Here is a 17,066-nt window from a genome sequence, read left to right on the forward strand (position 1 = left end):
TTACATCCTCAGCAGCAAATCCATCAATTCGTCGACAACAGTGATGATCCGCGCATTGGCGGCATAGGCCTGTTCAATCTGCATCATGCGCTGCAATTCGGTGTCACTGTCCACGCCCTGCTCGGCCACTAACTGCTCCATTTGGAGTTGCGCGTTGGCTGCGTAGCTTTGGCGCGACAGAGCGGTATGGGCAGCTGTGCCTGCTTTGGACAAAAGCGCCGCCGACACCTCACTGGCCCGCAGGGTCCCAGTGCCGAAAGCCGGGGCAGGGCGTGGCGTGGTCAATACGGCGCCAAAAGCCTGCAGCTGGGTTGCCTCGCCGGGGTCGTTGGGTGCAACGGCCCCCAACCCCGCGCGCAGTTTCCAACTGTCGCCGCCGGCATCAGGATCGACAATCGGGTTGAGCTCAAGACGGGACGCGAGCCCCGCCGGCGCCGTGGCATCGAAACGGGCACCGGCATCGGTGAACAAGCCCAGATCAGTCGGCATCGCGGTCGGGTCCAGGCCGGCAGTTTCGAACCGTTCGATCAGATCGCGCGCGACTGCGTCGAGGTCCTCATGCGCGTCGATGGCCAACACGTCGCGAATGTCAAACTGGGCTGCCAGAGCGCCGCCGCGGATTTGTGCGGAATCACCGGATGTGCGGACTGGCCGTCCATTGAGTTCGAGCCCGGACAGCAGCCCGTTTCCCGCGGTCATGTGCGGTTTGGTATCACCGGTGACCGAGAACGCGAACTCTGCGGCTGATCCTTCCAGAAGTATCAGCCCACCGTCGGAAAACAGTGAGACGCGGTTGTTGTCGCGCGCCACGACATTGACTGGAACCAGCTGGTTGACTTGGTCAATGAGAACCTGGCGTTGATCCAGCAACCCATTGACATCGCCGCCTGCGTTCTCAACAGCCGAGATCTTGGCATTCAATGCTTCGATATCTTTCAGGGTCGTATTCAGTGTTTCGACATACGTCCCGATTGCTCGGTCCGCGTCAGAACGCATCTTGCTGAGGCCGTCGGACGCCGTATTCAGATCGGCAACCAGATCCCCAGCTGCGCGCGCCGCCAGATCTAGACGCTCGACCGAGCCGGGATTGCTTGCGGCCGTGATCAAGCTGTTCTCGAATGCGCCCAAAGATACCGCGATCGATCTGCCGTCATCGGGGGTACCGACCAATGCTTCGAATTGCGAGTAAAATTCAGAGATTGCCGAGGCCGCCGCGTTATCCGCTGTTGCCGCGCGCAGGTTCGCCATCAGAACAGGGTCTTGATGGCGGGTGATTCCCACGACCCTGACGCCGTTGCCGGAAATAGAGTTGGTGGTCAGCTCCAAGGTCCGCTTGGCGTAGCCGGGCGTCAGCGCATTGGCTATGTTGCCCGAGACGACGGCGGCGCCGTGGCTGGCCGCGCCCAGCCCACCCAGCGCGTTATTCAGGGCCGTTGACATGCTCATGAGGCCGCTCCTTTCCGCTTTGCAGGTTCAGATCAGCGCTTGATGTTGGTTGTTTCCTGCAACATCTCGTCGACTGTCTGGATCACCTTTGCGCTTGACGAATAGGCGCGCTGTGTTTGGATCATCGACGTCAGTTCAGTCGCAACGTCGGTCGTCGATTCTTCGCGCGCAAAGGAAATCAATTCACCCGTCGGACCTTCGCCGGCATCCCACAGGAAATAAGTTCCACTGTCGCGTGACGGCGCATATGTCTGGCTGTCGAGTGCGGTCAGTCCATTCGGGTTGGGGACGTCCGCCAACGGTATCTGATACATCCGACGGGTGACACCCGTGTCATACAGCGCGTAGACGTATCCGTTTTCATCGACCTGAACGCTGGACATGGTTCCGACTGCGGATCCGTCCCGAGTGATCGAAACCGGCGCAAACGTATCAGAAAGTTGAGTGATTCCATCGCTGTCACCGACCAGGCCGATATTGACCTCCATCGGGCCGCCGGCGACGTTGACGACAAAGCTGCCCGTGGTCGGATCATATGTGCCGCCGGACACGGTGGTCACACTGGCAAGGGTACCACCTGCCGTTCTGCTGTCCGTAAATGTCAGCGTATATTCACCGATCACGGTTCCGCCCGAAGCGGAATCGCGCAAGATCATCGTCCATTCGTTGCTGGACCCGGTGGCCGGCACCGTCGGGATAAGTTCGATATCGACATTCTCGGGTTTGCCCAAATTGTCGAAATATTCGACGGACAAGGGCTGCGTGTCACCAGGTGCGCCGGTATCGGTGGCCGTGGCGGGCAGGTTCATGCGCAGATTCATCGCGGTGGTCGGCGAGCCGGACAGTTGATTGACGCTGAGTTGAACCGGCTGCAACGCTGCGGGTGTGTCGCGCGAAACGTTGGGAATGGACCCATCGGCGTTGGCGGGCCAGCCCAGCAGCACAAGTCCGGACTCGGTAACCAGATATCCTTCCGCATTGGTTCGGAAGGATCCGGTGGTGGTCAGAAGCATTTCGTTTGAATCGGTGCCGATCTGGGAACTTGGGCGAACCGGCAGCATGCCCCGGCCGCGCACGGCCAGGTCGGTTGAGTTGTTGGTGGTAACCAGCGAGCCGCGCTGATCGATCAGACGTTGACTGGTGGTCCGGACGCCGCCCGCCGAATAGCTTCCGCCCTGGCCCGACGTCACCATCGAATGAAAATCCGTCTCAACCCGCTTGTAGCCGTAGGTCGAAGAGTTGGCGATATTGTCCGATATGGTCGCCAACCTGTTCGCGTTGGCCTTCAGGCTGGCCACACCGGCATTCAGCGAAGAGGAAATTGTCATCGGCACGCCCTTCTGTTGCGTCAATCGTTCCCGCAACAGCTAACGCGTTGGGCCTTAACAGCGCGCTAACAAGTAAAATGCCAGATATCCACCGATCTCAGGGATTGCGCAGAAACACGATCTCGATCCGGTTGTTGCGGGCCGCCATCGGGTTTTTCACCGCCAGCTTGCGATCGGCATGACCCGTGACCCGTTCAAGCCGCTTGGCGCCGACTCCCTTGTCCTGAAGCATCTGCCGTACCACCTGCGCGCGCGAAGTCGACAGGTCCCACGACGGATTTCGGGCCAGAACCACCGGAGAGGAATGAACGTGACCCTCGACCGAGATGGAATTCGTCACCATGTCCGATGAACGTGCAACCAGCAGCACCAGTGCACGCATCATCTGGGTCGGAGAATCGGAACCTCTCTCGAACAGCGGCTCATCTTCGGTATCGAACAGCTCAACGATCAGACCCTCGTCCGTCACTCGAGTGACAATATGCTTCAAGGCCTTTTTGGACACCATGCTTTCGCCGGACCGCCCCAGCAGCCGCGCCTCGAGAGACGAGAAGTCTTCGAACGCGCCGCGTCCCCCGCCATCGGCATCTACACCGGTCGAACCCCGTGCGCGTTTGGCCTCGGTCGGGTTCTTGTTCGTCGCTCCCGAGCCGTCCATCACCATGGTTTTCTCCGAGAACATATTGTCGCCGCCAAAGGCCCCGTCGCCCCCGCCGGAAACGGGATTGATCGGAATTGTCGGAGAGAAGTAGTCCGCCAAACCCTTGCGTTGCTTTTCTGTCGTTGCGTTCAGCAGCCACATCAACATGAAGAACGCCATCATGGCCGTCACGAAGTCCGCATACGCGACCTTCCAGGCGCCGCCGTGATGGCCATCGCCACCCGAAACGCGCTTCTTCTTGATGATGATCGGCGCCGCATTTGATTGCGCACCCATCTAAACCACCCTTTTTCACCCACCCATTGGATTAACAGCGCGGGGATTAAGGGCGGCTTAATATCTAAAACTGTTCAGACCTTTGCCGACCCATCATTGGACCATCCCGGCGTTGGCCCGGCGCAGGATGACCGAAAGGCGGTTGAAACTGTTCTGGACTCCGTCCGGATCGAGTTTGCCGAAAAAGCCATCAAGCTCGTCATGGATGCGAACCGCCTGATCCAGGAGCGGGTCCGTGCCCGGCGTGTACAGACCCGCCTTGATCATCACTTCGGACTGCTCGTAGCTTCCGACCAACCGGCGGGCTTCGGTGATCAGCTTGTTTTCCTCGGGTGTCGCCGCAGCCGGTAAAGAGCGCGAGACCGAACGGCTGAGCGCGATGGCTGGAAAGCGCCCTCGCTCGGCGATCTCGCGACTTAGCACGATATGCCCGTCAAGAACGCCGCGCAGGATGTCGGCCACCGGTTCATCCATGTCCGAACCCGCGACCAGAACGCTGAACACGGCGGTGATGTCGCCCTGATCGGCGGTTCCCGGGCCGGCGCGTTCACAAAGGCCGGCGATCATCGGTGTAACCGAAGGCGGAAAACCCCGCAGGGACGGGGCCTCACCCATGGCGACGGCGATCTCGCGATGCGCCTCGGCGAACCGGGTGACAGAGTCGCACAGGAACAGAACGCTCAGACCCTGATCCCGCAAAAACTCGGCCGCTGTCATCGCAGACCAGGCGCAGCGCCGGCGGGCCAGAGCTGATTGGTCGGACGTGGCCGCAACCACGATCGAGCGCCCCATACCTTCGGCGCCCAACGCGGTCTCGACGAATTCATTCACTTCGCGCCCGCGTTCGCCCACCAGCGCGACGACCACTGCATCGGCTTGCATGGATCTGGCCAGCGTTGCCAGCAAACTTGATTTTCCCACACCCGACCCCGCAAAAAGGCCGACGCGCTGCCCCTGGACGATCGGAAGCAGGGTGTTCAAAATCGCCAACCCGGTGGGCATACGGTCCCCCAGCGGTTTGCGGTCGACGGCCCGGGGGGGCGCGGACATCACGTTGCGGGCCTGCGTCCCGGGCAGAAGCGGTTTGCCGTCCAGCGGTTTGCCGAACGGATCGACCACGCGACCAAGCCAATGCAAACCGGGTGCAAAAACCGGAGTCGGCTCAAGATAGACCCGGTCCCCCAGGCGCACGCCGTCAGGGGCTGCGCCAGGCAGCATGTGAACAGCGCCGGCCTCGACCTGCAACACTTCGCCGGCCAACGGTTGGTCGTCGCGTCGCTGCAAAATCAGATGGTCGCCGATGCGCGCTTGTTCTGCCAGCCCTTCGACCTCGATCACCCCACCGGAAACACCCGCGACCAGACCCATGTGCCGCACCGGAGAAAGTCGATCGAACTGGTACTTCAGAATCGAGGGATCGAGGTCGGACATGGCGTCGGCTCCAATTGGTTTCTGAAAACGGTTTCTAAAGGAATCGGGGTTAAGCCTTGATTGAAATTGATCGAGGGAGAAGCCCCGATGTTCTCGGACCTGAACGTCTTTACAGTTGCGTACGCCTTGGCAACCCACGCCGGACAACGGCAGGCCGTCATCTCGCGCAACATGGCCAACGCGGATACGCCCGGCTACCGGGCTCGCGATATTGAGCCTTTCGCGGAAGCCTTTGAGAAATCCAGTGCCACCAGCGCAATGAGCGCGACCCGCGAAGGGCATTTGAACGGTGTCGGGCCGGGCGGCATGACTTTGGCCGAACATATGCGCGGCGGCGCAGTCGATCCCAATGGCAATGGGGTTTCGCTTGAAGAAGAAATGCTGAATGCGGTCGAGGTCAAGCGACAGCATGACCGCGCGCTGGCCATCTACAAATCCTCGATCGGGATCCTGCGCACCGGTCTGGGCAAGGCGTGAGGAGACCGTCATGAGCGATTTCTCCAAATCCCTGGCCGTCACCGCCAGCGCGCTGCGGGCGGAAGCCGCGCGCCTGCGCCATGTTTCGGAAAACATCTCGAATGCGGACACTCCGGGTTACCGGCGCAAATCGGTTCCTTTCGAGACGGTGCAAAAAGACGGCACTGAATTGGTTCTGGCCGGTCGGGTCAGGCTGGACCGGCGGGCGTTGCCCCGGATCTATGATCCCAGTCACCCGATGGCGGATGCCAGCGGGTATTACTTAGGGTCCAATGTCGATCTGATGGTCGAGATCGCCGACGCGCGTGAAGCGCAACGCAGTTACGAAGCAAACCTCAAAATGTTCGACCAGACCCGGAAGATGTCGGCCAGCCTCATGGAATTGTTGAGAAAATAAAGGAAAGCCAGAATGGATACCCGATCGATCACCGCGGCTCAGAGCTATGCGCATGCCCGCCCGGCCACCCAAGCGGATCCGGGAACAAGTGGCGCTGCACAAGGGCTGCGCGCAACCTTTCAGGACTTTGCGGCAACCCTGAAACACAGCGAAGAGGTCGCCAATGCCGCCATGATTGGCCAAGCCGACCCACATGCCCTCGTGCAGGCACTGGCCCAGACCGAACTTGCTGTCGAAACAGCGGTTGTCGTGCGCAACAAGGTCGTTGAGGCCTACCAGGAAATTCTGCGGATGCCGGTCTGAACGATGCTCAGCGAAGGTCTGTTCTATGACGTCGTGCGTCAGGCCCTGTGGATTGCCGTGATCACGTCAGTTCCGATTCTGACGGTTGCGCTGGTCACGGGTTTGGCCGTGGGCCTGTTCCAGGCCTTGACGTCCATCCAAGAGATGACCCTGACCTTCGTTCCCAAGTTGGTGGCCATCGTCATCGTGTTCTGGGTCTCGATGGGGTTCATGACGCAGACGCTGGTCACATTCTTCACCTCGACACTGGTTCCGCTGATTGCAGGAGGCCGCTGATGGATACAGCCTACGTCACCTTGTCCCGTCAAACCGGGCTGATGAACGAAATGCGTCTGGTCGCGAACAATATCGCCAATGCGCACACGACGGGTTACCGCCAGCAGGGTTTGGTGTTTTCCGAGTTTGTGCGGGACCTTCCCGGCAGCCCCTCTCTGTCCATGAGCCGTGCTCAGGCACGCAACACGTCTTTTACGCAAGGCGTGCTGACGGAAACCGGTGGGCAATTCGATTTTGCAATCGAAGGCAGTGGATTTTTCTTGGTTGAAACTCCGTCCGGCAACCGTCTGACCCGGGCGGGCAGCTTTTCACCGGACGCCAATGGCGATCTGGTTACGATGGATGGGCACCGCGTACTGGACAGCAACGGGGCCCCAGTCTTCATTCCACCGGACGCAGCAACCATTGATGTGGGCGGCGACGGGACGCTCAGCGTGAATGGGCAGGTTTTGGGGCAGATCGGGGTGATTCAGCCCGCGGAAGGCACCGAGTTGGTGCGGGAAGGCAGTACCCTGTTCAAACCGGAAGGCGAGGTCGAGCCGGTCGAGCAGCCGGTGGTTCTCAACCGGTTTCTGGAGGGTTCGAACGTCAATGCCATCGGCCAAGTGGCCCGGCTGATCGAAATCCAGCGTGCCTACGAGCTGGGTCAGAGTTTTCTGGACGCCGAAGATGAAAGGGTCCGCGGCGCCTTGAAGACCTTGATGCGCTGATCTGAAACTGCAGGAGAAACCGAAATGCGAGCCCTGAAAATTGCCGCGACCGGAATGGCGGCGCAACAAATGCGGGTCGAGACGATCTCGAACAACCTGGCGAACATGTCGACCACGGGCTACAACGCCCGGCGGGCTGAATTTGCGGATCTGCACTATCAGCAGATGGCTCGCGCCGGCACGGTGAACGCCGCGGACGGGACTGTCCTGCCGACGGGAATACAGCTTGGTCTGGGTGTTCGTCCTGCAGCCGTGACCGTCGAGTTGGCCCAAGGCGCGTTGTCCGCGACGGGCAGTGACCTGGACATTGCGATCGAAGGGCGCGGGTATCTCGAGGTGGTGCTGCCAAACGGTCAGTCGGCCTATACCCGTGACGGCAGTCTGAAGCGATCGGCCGAAGGCCTCATCGTCACGTCGGACGGGTTTGCGGTCGCCCCCGAAATCACTATCCCGGACGACGCGCGGTCGATTTCCATCAACGCGTCCGGCGAGGTCTACGCCTATTTTGACGACACCGCGGAAGGGCAACTGCTGGGGGAATTCACGCTGGCCAGCTTTTCCAATGCCAAGGGCCTCGAGGCCATCGGCAGCAACCTGTTCAAGGAAACCGAGGCTTCAGGCGCACCGATCGTGGGTACCCCAGGCGAGGACGGGCTCGGAATGCTGCGTCAAGGCTATTTGGAAGACAGCTCGGTTGATGCGGTACGTGAGGTGACCGATCTGATCGAGGCGCAGCGCGCTTATGAAATGAATGCCAAGGTGATTTCGGCCGTCGACCAGATGATGGGCGCGACGACACAGGTACGCTGATGCGGGTCGTGGGCTTCATATCCCTGTGGCTTCTTCCGGTTGCCGCCTTCGCTGACATAGTCGTGCCGACCAGAACGATCCGGGCCAAGGAGATCATTGAATCCGCTGATCTTCAGGTGAAATCCGGTGAGGCGCCCGGCGCGGTAAATGATCCTGCAGACCTGATCGGGAAGGAAGCCAAAACCGCTTTGTATCCCGGTCGGCCAATTCTGAAGGCAAGTGTCGGCCCTCCCGCTCTGGTCGATCGAAACGATCTGGTGACGCTTGTCTTCGTGAAAGGTGGACTGTCCATCGCGGTCGAAGGGCGTGCGCTGGGCCGCGGAGCCGCCGGAGATCGCATCCGCGTCATGAACCTGTCGTCACGAACGACGGTAACCGGAAAAATCCGTCCCGACGGCCAAATCGAGGTGTTTTGATCATGAAACTGTCCAGATCCCTGTTGCTGGCCATCCTGTCCCTTTCCGCCTGCGGGCGTTTGGACCATCTGGGCAAACCGCCCAGCCTGTCGCCAACTACGGAAACTCCGGAACACGTGGCGATGTTGTGGCCGGGTTTGCCGTTGCACACTCAATCCCAGCGCGCGGTGGACCGCGCGTCTCTGTGGAGTGGGGGTCAGCAGTCTCTGCTGGGCGATCAGCGCGCCATCAAGAAGGGCGATATTCTGACTGTCGTGATCGAGCTGGATGAAAAGGCAGAAATCTCGAACGATACAAACCGGTCGCGCGGCAGCTCGGAAGATCTCAAGGTTCCCGGCCTCTTGGGATTACCCCAGCGCGCAGCGAAGCACCTGCCAGATGGTGCGTCACTGGACGAGGCGGTTTCGATCGATTCCGCGTCGGTCAGCAAGGGCAAGGGGTCGGTGAAACGCAAGGAAAAGCTGACGCTGCGCGTCGCCGCAACAGTGATCGATGTCCTGCCGAACGGCGTCCTGTCGATTTCAGGAACACAGGAACTGAGGGTGAATTTCGAACTTCGCGAGTTGCTGGTGTCTGGTTATGTGCGTCCGCAGGACATCTCGCGCCAGAACGAGATTACCTATGACAAGATCGCGTCTGCACGGGTGTCCTATGGCGGCCGCGGCCAGATCACGGATGTTCAGCAGCCACGATACGGGCAACAGGTGCTGGACGCGCTGTTGCCGTTCTAAGGTGTTCAAATGATGAAGAAACTGCTCCCCGTTCTCTTTTCGGTTGCAGGCCTCGGGGCCGGTGCTGCGGCTGGGCTTTTTTTGACACCGGGATCAGCGGATACCGAGGCCGATGCCAAAGCGCCGGAGCGCCACGCCGAGGAGACAACAGACAAGGCGAATAAAACCTCCGGCCACAGTGAGACATCCGGCAAGGCCGGTCCCTATGAGTATCTCAAGTTGACCAAACAGTTCGTCGTTCCGGTCGTCGAAAAAAACGAAATCTCTGCTCTTGTGACCATGTCGCTGAGCCTGGAAACCCGGCCGGGCATCTCGGAGGAGTTCTACGAAATCGAACCGAAACTGCGGGACGGGTTTCTTCAAGTTCTGTTTGATCACGCGAATATTGGTGGGTTCGACGGCGAATTCACGCAATCGGACAATCTCGAGGTGCTGCGAAAGTCCCTGTTGGAGGTTGCCCGAAAGAACCTTGGCGATGACGTGTCTCGTGTTTTGATCATGAGCGTGAGCCGCCAGGACACCTAACGCCAGAGGGCGGGCTTTGGCTTTCGTTTTACTGATTCATCAGTTTCCTGGCGCGTGCAATGCGCAGCGCGGTTTCTTGATCGCGCTGCAACGACTCAACCGCCTGCTTGCGGCCGAATGCTCGGCGAAGGTCCTCCATCATAGCCAGTTTCCGGGATCTGACCCGAGCCAAATCAGTGTTGAGGTCACGCCGGGTTCTGGACTCCCATCCGTGCCACAAGACGTCCGCGCCGGCGATCTGGTACCCAGGGGTTTGCGCGGCGTCCGACGCCGTTTGGGCGACCTGAGCGTTCAGCGCGCTGATCTGTGCCTGAATGCGGCTTTCGGCCTCAAGTATCGGTTTCAGTTTCTGAAACTCTCGTTCGAAAGAAGCCGCCGTGACCGCCGCTAGATCCCTTAGCTTCGCGCGCGTCATCCGAACGCTCCCTTCGCGCGTTTTCGCATGGCTTCGGCAAATCGGATGGCCGCAGCGACCGGGCGATACAGGTCTTCCGTTATCTCCTTTCCGATCTCGACGGTCGCATGCAGGGCCCGCGCCGTCGGCGGATCCGAGTGAATCGGAACTCCTGACTCCATCGCCGTTCGGCGGATTGTCGCGGCAACTTCGTCAACGCCCTTTGCGACGCAGACGGGTGCTGTTCCACGGGCGCGGGTCCATTTCAATGCCACCGCAAAATGGGTGGGATTGACGATGACCACATCGGCCTTTGGCACCTCGGCCATCATCTGGTTGGTCGCAATTTCTTGCGCGCGCTGGCGTCTTTGCTGTTTGACATGCGGATCGCCTTCCGAGTCTTTCGTCTCGTCCTGCAGTTCTTTGCGCGACATTCGATTTTTGCGCATGTGCTCGGAATACTGCCACAGGTAGTCGATGACCCCGATGGCCAGCGTGACGGCGACGACGATGAACAGGAACCGAAACAGAAGGTTCATCATCAGCGGGATAGAGGCTCGTACGGGGCTGGCTGCAGCGGTCAGGATGTCCGCCAGGTTGGATTTCAAAAACACGGCAAGGCATATGCTGTAGATCACCAGCTTGATGAAGCTTTTGAAGAACTCAAAAAGCCCGGCACGGCCGAACTTGTTTTTGGCATTGGATGGGATCGAAATGCGTGACGTCTTCGGCGTCAGCTTGCTTGGGGCAAACACCAGGGCGCGCTGCGCCAGCAAATTCAACAAGACAAGCGCCGCTGGAACCGCCAACAGAATGCCTGCGGAAACGGCAACCTTTGTCATCAGCCCGCCGACCGGTGCAGCCGCGCTGCCAGACAACAACAGTGACAGTTCCGGGGCCTGATCAATCAGGACCATCAGGGATGATCCCAAATGCTCGGTCGAAAACTGCCCGACCGCCAAAAGAGCGATTGTCAGGCCGGAATAGGCGGCGACGGCGGACAGGTCATTTGATTTGACGACCTCACCCTTTTCCCGAGCCTTCTGCAGTTTCTGCGGTGTCGCCTCGAAGGACTTGTCGGTGTCGTCGTCCGAGCCGCTCATTCCGGTGCTCCGATCGGATCAAGCAAGTACTGGAACAGGACGTCAGACCAGACCGCAAGGATGGTCGGCGTTCCCGCGAACAAAAGGAACGATCCGGCAAAGGTGATTGCCGGCGCGCCCACAAAGGCGACCATCAGTTGAGGCATGGCCCGGTTGATGACACCCAGAGCCAAGTTGTAGATCAATGATGCAATGACAAACGGCATGGCCAGCCCAAAGGCCAATGCAAAGCTGCGCGATACCTGCGACACCCCCCAACGTGACAGATCGGTCGCCATCGGGGCGGCACCCACCGGGAATAGTGAATAGCTGTCGATCAGGAATTGGGCCGCCCGGATGTGAACGCCCATCAGTGTGGCAAGGGCCAACCCGGACAGGGTCAAGAAATGACCCATCGCCGGGGCCGGGTCCGCAGCGGCACCACCCAGGATCTGCGATAACGACGTGGCTTGCGCGGCCATCGACCCGGCGGTTTGAAGGGCGAGTACCAGTAGCCGAAGCCCGATCCCCAGGGTCAGGCCGATCAGGATTTCGGTCAGTATCAATTGAACCAGCGGCATCAGGCCACTGTCGGGCTCGGCAACGGAAACCGACGGCGCGACGACCAGCGTGAATGCCATTGCGACCCCCAGCTTTACGCGGGTTGGAATGCTGCGCTCCCCGAAGGCTGGCAGCAGGGAAACCACCGCTGAAACCCTGAGAAAAACCGCAAACGAGGACCACAGGATGCCCCCCAGCTGAGCCAGCAAATCCGGCGGCAGCCCAATCACGCCGGCACCGTTCCGACCAGCGCCGGCCGCGCTTCGAGCCCAATTTCCTCGAACGACAGGACTGGATTCGAGATTCCCCGCGCGTGCATGATGGTACGCAGCAACCTGCGCCGCCGCGTCGAGGTTACCAACGCCGGGAACACACCCTGATCCGCGCTGCGTGTTATCGTCGTGACGACGCCATCGGCCAGTTTGTTGAACAGATTGGGGGGCAGCGCCACATCCAATCCAGCATTCGGAGTGTCGATCTGGTAGGTGGAGAACGTCTCCTCCCATTCCGGCGCCAACTGGATCAGGGGAATCGAGCCGTCGCCACGCTTCAGGTCCGCCACCAGCTGGAAGCCCAGTCGCTGGCGCACGATCTCACAGATCGCCTCAGGCTGCGTCGTGGTCATCCGCGCTTCGGCGGCGCTCTCCAGGATCAGCGCGATGTTGCGGATCGAAACCCGTTCTTCGAGCAGCAGACGCAAAACCGCGTGCAAGGTGTCGATCGGAACCTTGTCGGGGATCAGCTCATCCAGCAGCTTTCGGTTTGCCTCGGCCCGGACCGGGTCGCTCAGGCGGGTCATCTCGGACAGGAGCCGACGCAGGGATTTCAGGGTCAGCAGGCGCGGGAAGTTCTGCTTGATGATTTCCAGCAGATGGGTCGCCAGAATCTCGGGCGGGGTGACGATGGTTGCGCCGCTCAGCGCGGCGGACTCTTGATCCTTGGGCAGGATCCACCGGGCGGGCGCGCCGTAGACGGGTTCGGTGACGTCATTGCCTTCCGGCAACAGGTCCAGCCCGTCCTGCACCAGCGCCAGGATCAGGTCGGGGTGAAGCACCCCCCGGGCCTGTTCGACGCCCTGAACACGAATGACGTAAGTGCCCGTCGGCAAGTCGGCCCGGTCTGTCAGTCGGATCTCCGGAAGGATCAATCCAAAGCTCGACGCCACGTAGGTCCGCATGTTGGCGATCCGGGCGTCCAATCCGGTGCCAGGGTTCAACACCATACTGACCAGATCCGGGGCAAATTCGAGGTGAATGTCGTCGAGGTCAAGGACGTCGCCGATGCCTTGTGATGCCTTGGGCTCGGCGTCCGAAGCCGCCATCTGTGCCGCCTCTGTGGCAGCTGATTGCTTTCTGTGAACAACGAAGGCCGCATAGCCCAGGATCACGCCACCGAGAATGAACGGCAGAAAAGGCAACCCGGGCACCAGCGCAAACAGCACCATCAGGATCGCAACGGTTGCCAGCGCAGCCGGATGCCGCCCCAGTTGCGAGAACAAGGCGGTGTCGGTTGCACCCTGCGTGCCACCGCGGGCCAGCAACAGGGCGGATGCGATGGAGATGATGACAGCCGGTATCTGCGTGACCAACCCGTCACCAACAGTCAGGATCGCATAGGTTTCAAACGCCGAGGCGACCGGCATACTGTGCACGATCACCCCCATGATCAACCCCATCACCAGGTTGAGCAGGGTAATCAGCAGCCCTGCAATTGCATCGCCCTTGACGAATTTGGATGCCCCGTCCAGCGACCCGAAAAAGGTGGTTTCCTGTTGCTCGAGCTCGCGCCGTTCCTTGGCTTGCTGATGGTCGATGGCGCCGGCAGACATGTCGCTGTCGATGGCAAGCTGCTTGCCCGGCATTCCGTCAAGGGCAAAGCGGGCCCCGACTTCGGCCATGCGCGCCGCACCTTTGGTGATCACCATGAAGTTCACGATCAGCAGCACACCGAATACCACGAGGCCCAGGAAGATGCTGCCGCTCATGACGAATTGGGCAAAGCCCTCGATGACGTCACCGGCGGCGTTCGGCCCGGTATGACCCTGCCCGATGATCAGCTTGGTCGACGACACGTTGAGCGACAGGCGCAGCATCAGCGAGGCCAGCAGTATCGTTGGAAAGGACGAGAAATCCAAAGGTCGCTCGATGAACAGGGTCAGGGTGAAAATCAGGATGGCCAGTGCGAACGAGGCCGCAAGGCCAATGTCCAGTACCCAGGATGGCATTGGCAGGATCATCATGACGATCACCGTCATCAAGGCCAACGCCAGTAGAACGGTGGGTGAAAACAGGGATCGGGCGTCAAGCTTTGGCACGCGTCACTCCTGATCGAACGCGATGAAGGCAGCAGCAGCGGCTGAGGCGGGAACCAATGAGCCCAAGCGGCCCGGCCCGGTTCGGCCACGACCGGGCGGGATCAAAGGCGCGGCCGCCCGTGAAAACGGATCGCGCCCCGTGTGTCCCGGTTGCGCCGACGGTACGCCGTCGAGATTGGCCAGGATGGTTTCAAACCGGTCCGTATAAGCCTGTGCAAGGCCCGGCGTGCGCGAGTGATAGGCGCCAACCGCATGCCCCCACGAACCCTGTTCGGCATGGAGCGTCTTCAGGAACTGCGCCGCGTAGGCGGCGTTCTGGTCCGGATCAAACATAGCGTCTATGGACCGGAAGGCTTTGCCATGCCAGCGGTAGTTGATCTGGAAACAGCCAATATCAAAACTGCGGGCACCCGCTTTGAACACGTCGAAGACAAAGGCCTTGGCCTCGGTTTCGGTGGCGAACCAGTACCCTTTGCCCTCGACATTGACGGTCCAGGGCCAGGGTGTCAGGCGACCCATCATCGTGCGCCCGGTCTCGGTTCGGGTGACGGCCAACAGGATATCCTGCGGCACACCTTCGGCCATTGCCGCCCGTCTCGCGGCCCGGTCGCAGACATCAATCGCGGGGCCATCCGACCATGCCAAGGCAGCAGGCGCGGCGGCGGCCAGCCAAACGGCGATCGAGATGAAAAACTTGAGCTCTGGCATTCTGCCGGTCCGGGGATTCTTGTGTCCGGGCCAAGCTAGCCAGTTTTGGGTTTACAGAGGGTTATCGGGACCTCAGCCCCGATCGATGCGGCGGCCGAACACAACGCTGGTGTTGGTCCGCAGCACCCCCGGGATCGCCGCAAGCTCATCAACCAGAATGTCCAGATCCTCGATCCGCGGCGCTTCGGCGGACAGCAATAGATCGAATTCTCCATTGATCGACAGGCACAGCTTGACCTCTGGATAGGCTTCGAGCCGCTTGATGATGCGGGCGGTTTCTTTCTGCTGTACCTCCAGCAGGACAACGACCTGGACCTTGGGCGTGTCCTCGGCCTGGCGCAGGATCACCGAGTATCCGGCGATCACACCGTTTCTCTCCATCCGGCTGATACGTTCATGCACCGTAGTCCGGGCCACCCCGAGCGTTGCCGCGATATGGGTGGTCGAGGCGCGCGCGTTGTGTTGCAGCGCGGCAATGATGCGGCGATCAAGCTGGTCCATCGATGCTCCGTGTTCCGAAGGGATGGTTCGGGTGTATGCCAGTTTGGCGCCTGCGCTCAAGGCTGATGCGGGTAACGGGGGTGAAGGTCGTCGATGATGATCGGGTGGGCGTGCTCTGCCGATCCCGACAGGTGCGGATGGTCGATCGGCAGGTCCGGATGCTGGTGGATGACCGCGCCCGGCTCGGCGCGAGGCCATGCCAACAGGGCTCCGACCAGACCGCACAGCGACAGAACGGTCAACAAAGCCATTGCTACGGTAGCACCGAACGCTGTCATGACCCATCCGGCCAGCGGGTAGAGAACCAACCAGCAGGCATGCGACAGGGTGAACTGGGCGGCGAATACGGCCGGGCGGTCTTCGGCATGGGCCGAACGGGTCAGCAGGCGCCCCGATGGGGTTAGGGTCGCCGAGTATCCGAAGCCGACCAGTGCCCAGATTGCGGACAGCCCGGCAAGGCTCATGGGTACAGCTGCAGACAGGATCGCAGCAATCGCCATGGCCGCGGTGGCAATCGTCGCACCCGTCAGCATCACTTTGCGGTCCTCGAACCGCCGCAATACCGCCGGCAAGGCAAATGCCGCCAGCATTGACCCACCGCCGAATCCGGCCAGCGCGATGGCCACGGCACTATCGGACAGCCCCAGGCTTGCACGCACGATGACGACGGTATTGACCAAGACCATCGCGCTGAGTGCTGCGGCGCTCCAGCTCAAAGCCAGCAATCCCCGCAGGCGTGGTGTGGCCAGATAGATCCGCAGACCGCGGGTCGTGCGGTCGAAGATCCCGCGCGGCCGGACGGGCGTGGGTGAGGGAAGGGCAACCGACATGACCAACAAGGCCGAGGCGACAAAGCCGAGGCTTGTCCCCAGAAACAGGCTGTCGAAGCTGACGAAGATAAGCAGGAACGCGGCCAGCATCGGGCTCACCAGACTTTCCAGATCATAGGCCAGGCGCGACAGCGACAGCGCCTTGGTATAATCCTGCTGGTCGGTCAGAACGTCTGGTATCGTGGCCTGAAACGCCGGGGTGAACCCGGCTGAGGCAGATTGCAGAACGAAAATCAGAACGTAGACCTGCCAGATGTCGGTCACGAACGGCAGGCACAGCGCCACTGCGGCGCGGATGAGGTCCAGCGTCACAAGCAGTTTTCGCCGGTTTAGCCGTTCCGCAATGGCCGCCGCCACCGGTGCGACCGTAACATAGGCAACCATCTTTATCGTCAGTGCCGTACCCAGAACCAGGGCCGCAGAGCTTCCGGCCAGATCGTAGGCCAGAAGCCCCAGGGCCACCGTGGCAAGACCGGTGCCCGTCAAGGCCACGATTTGCGCCGCAAGCAGGTGACGATAGACCCGGTTTTGCAAAACGCTCAGCATCACAGGTACTTGGTGATGGTCTTGAAGGCGTCGACCGAGTCGGCGTCGCCCGAAGCCAGGCAATGGTCGACATGATCATGGATCAGTGTCCGCTTGGCATTCGTGATCGCCTTTTCCACGGCGAAAAGCTGCTGAGCGATATCCGGACAGGGCTCTTGGTCGTCCAGCATGGCGATGACCTTGGCCAGATGCCCATGTGCGCGTTTCAGGCGCGCGATGATCTGCGGGTGTGTTGAATGCTTGTGAGGGGTCATGTATTAACCCTATCCCCCCATGGGGATGCATCAAGCCGGCCGGAGATCAATCGTGGCATCGGTCCGGATGGCGTTGAGTTTGCAGGCCA

21 protein-coding genes are annotated in these 17,066 nt (G+C 60.7%); 9 read left to right on the forward strand and 12 right to left on the reverse strand.

Annotated features, from left to right (window positions below; translation table 11 throughout):
* The 4 genes from flgK to ACR0NY_RS15800 all read right to left on the reverse strand — a co-directional run bounded on the left by flgK (position 1) and on the right by ACR0NY_RS15800 (position 5,142).
* The gene (flgK, locus tag ACR0NY_RS15785; RefSeq protein ID WP_170369936.1) at positions 1 to 1,446 is read right to left on the reverse strand and encodes a flagellar hook-associated protein FlgK; all 1,446 of its coding nucleotides are present in this window, start codon (positions 1,444 to 1,446) and stop codon (positions 1 to 3) included.
* A 32-nt stretch (positions 1,447 to 1,478) separates the two neighbouring features.
* Positions 1,479 to 2,774 carry a flagellar hook protein FlgE gene (locus ACR0NY_RS15790; protein ID WP_170369934.1) on the reverse strand — a complete coding sequence of 432 codons (1,296 nt, stop codon included), beginning with the start codon at positions 2,772 to 2,774 and terminating at the stop codon, positions 1,479 to 1,481.
* Positions 2,775 to 2,871: 97 nt separating this feature from the next.
* Positions 2,872 to 3,711, reverse strand: coding sequence for a flagellar motor protein MotB (locus ACR0NY_RS15795; RefSeq protein ID WP_170369932.1), 840 nt, complete (start codon positions 3,709 to 3,711; stop codon positions 2,872 to 2,874).
* 93 nt (positions 3,712 to 3,804) lie between these two features.
* A complete protein-coding gene (locus ACR0NY_RS15800; RefSeq protein WP_170369930.1) occupies positions 3,805 to 5,142 on the reverse strand; it encodes a FliI/YscN family ATPase in 1,338 nt (445 codons plus the stop codon).
* Positions 5,143 to 5,229: 87 nt separating this feature from the next.
* Here ACR0NY_RS15800 and ACR0NY_RS15805 point away from each other — a divergent pair, with 87 nt between their 5' ends.
* The 9 genes from ACR0NY_RS15805 to ACR0NY_RS15845 are packed head-to-tail and all read left to right on the forward strand — an operon-like array spanning position 5,230 to position 9,787.
* A complete protein-coding gene (locus tag ACR0NY_RS15805; RefSeq protein ID WP_170342467.1) occupies positions 5,230 to 5,619 on the forward strand; it encodes a FlgB family protein in 390 nt (129 codons plus the stop codon).
* Positions 5,620 to 5,629: 10 nt separating this feature from the next.
* Positions 5,630 to 6,016: a flagellar basal body rod protein FlgC gene (flgC, locus tag ACR0NY_RS15810; RefSeq protein ID WP_170342465.1), complete on the forward strand. Its 387-nt coding sequence runs from the start codon at positions 5,630 to 5,632 to the stop codon at positions 6,014 to 6,016.
* A gap of 12 nt (positions 6,017 to 6,028) precedes the next feature.
* On the forward strand, positions 6,029 to 6,319 hold the full coding sequence (fliE, locus tag ACR0NY_RS15815) for a flagellar hook-basal body complex protein FliE (RefSeq protein WP_170342463.1): 291 nt from the start codon (positions 6,029 to 6,031) through the stop codon (positions 6,317 to 6,319).
* A 3-nt stretch (positions 6,320 to 6,322) separates the two neighbouring features.
* On the forward strand, positions 6,323 to 6,595 hold the full coding sequence (locus tag ACR0NY_RS15820; protein WP_093963653.1) for a flagellar biosynthetic protein FliQ: 273 nt from the start codon (positions 6,323 to 6,325) through the stop codon (positions 6,593 to 6,595).
* Complete coding sequence (locus tag ACR0NY_RS15825; RefSeq protein ID WP_170342461.1) at positions 6,595 to 7,305, forward strand: flagellar hook-basal body complex protein; 711 nt, start codon at positions 6,595 to 6,597, stop codon at positions 7,303 to 7,305. The genes ACR0NY_RS15820 and ACR0NY_RS15825 overlap by 1 nt, the downstream gene beginning before the upstream one ends.
* A 24-nt stretch (positions 7,306 to 7,329) precedes the next feature.
* Complete coding sequence (gene flgG / locus ACR0NY_RS15830; protein ID WP_093963652.1) at positions 7,330 to 8,115, forward strand: flagellar basal-body rod protein FlgG; 786 nt, start codon at positions 7,330 to 7,332, stop codon at positions 8,113 to 8,115.
* Positions 8,115 to 8,531: a flagellar basal body P-ring formation chaperone FlgA gene (gene flgA, locus ACR0NY_RS15835; protein WP_170369929.1), complete on the forward strand. Its 417-nt coding sequence runs from the start codon at positions 8,115 to 8,117 to the stop codon at positions 8,529 to 8,531. Before flgG ends, flgA begins: the two co-directional genes overlap by 1 nt.
* A 2-nt stretch (positions 8,532 to 8,533) precedes the next feature.
* Positions 8,534 to 9,262 carry a flagellar basal body L-ring protein FlgH gene (flgH, locus tag ACR0NY_RS15840; protein ID WP_170369927.1) on the forward strand — a complete coding sequence of 243 codons (729 nt, stop codon included), beginning with the start codon at positions 8,534 to 8,536 and terminating at the stop codon, positions 9,260 to 9,262.
* A gap of 12 nt (positions 9,263 to 9,274) precedes the next feature.
* Positions 9,275 to 9,787, forward strand: a complete 513-nt coding sequence (locus ACR0NY_RS15845; RefSeq protein ID WP_170369925.1) for a flagellar basal body-associated FliL family protein — start codon at positions 9,275 to 9,277, stop codon at positions 9,785 to 9,787.
* A gap of 28 nt (positions 9,788 to 9,815) precedes the next feature.
* Here ACR0NY_RS15845 and ACR0NY_RS15850 read toward each other — a convergent pair whose 3' ends face one another.
* The 8 genes from ACR0NY_RS15850 to ACR0NY_RS15885 all read right to left on the reverse strand — a co-directional run bounded on the left by ACR0NY_RS15850 (position 9,816) and on the right by ACR0NY_RS15885 (position 16,977).
* Entirely contained in the window at positions 9,816 to 10,202 is a 387-nt protein-coding gene (locus ACR0NY_RS15850; protein WP_170342453.1) for a hypothetical protein, read from the reverse strand.
* Positions 10,199 to 11,284, reverse strand: a complete 1,086-nt coding sequence (gene flhB / locus ACR0NY_RS15855) for a flagellar type III secretion system protein FlhB (protein ID WP_170369923.1) — start codon at positions 11,282 to 11,284, stop codon at positions 10,199 to 10,201. Before flhB ends, ACR0NY_RS15850 begins: the two co-directional genes overlap by 4 nt.
* A complete protein-coding gene (locus ACR0NY_RS15860) occupies positions 11,281 to 12,054 on the reverse strand; it encodes a flagellar biosynthetic protein FliR (RefSeq protein ID WP_170369921.1) in 774 nt (257 codons plus the stop codon). Before ACR0NY_RS15860 ends, flhB begins: the two co-directional genes overlap by 4 nt.
* Complete coding sequence (flhA, locus tag ACR0NY_RS15865; RefSeq protein WP_217354985.1) at positions 12,051 to 14,078, reverse strand: flagellar biosynthesis protein FlhA; 2,028 nt, start codon at positions 14,076 to 14,078, stop codon at positions 12,051 to 12,053. The genes ACR0NY_RS15860 and flhA overlap by 4 nt, the downstream gene beginning before the upstream one ends.
* 63 nt (positions 14,079 to 14,141) lie before the next feature.
* On the reverse strand, positions 14,142 to 14,846 hold the full coding sequence (locus ACR0NY_RS15870) for a transglycosylase SLT domain-containing protein (protein ID WP_170342446.1): 705 nt from the start codon (positions 14,844 to 14,846) through the stop codon (positions 14,142 to 14,144).
* 72 nt (positions 14,847 to 14,918) lie between these two features.
* Entirely contained in the window at positions 14,919 to 15,347 is a 429-nt protein-coding gene (locus ACR0NY_RS15875; protein ID WP_093963783.1) for an Lrp/AsnC family transcriptional regulator, read from the reverse strand.
* Between the two features lie 56 nt (positions 15,348 to 15,403).
* Positions 15,404 to 16,723, reverse strand: coding sequence for an MFS transporter (locus ACR0NY_RS15880; RefSeq protein ID WP_170342444.1), 1,320 nt, complete (start codon positions 16,721 to 16,723; stop codon positions 15,404 to 15,406).
* Complete coding sequence (locus tag ACR0NY_RS15885) at positions 16,723 to 16,977, reverse strand: metal-sensing transcriptional repressor (RefSeq protein ID WP_170342441.1); 255 nt, start codon at positions 16,975 to 16,977, stop codon at positions 16,723 to 16,725. Before ACR0NY_RS15885 ends, ACR0NY_RS15880 begins: the two co-directional genes overlap by 1 nt.
* Positions 16,978 to 17,066 lie beyond the last annotated feature (89 nt).

The organism is Ruegeria sp. BJ5, assembly GCF_056537865.1.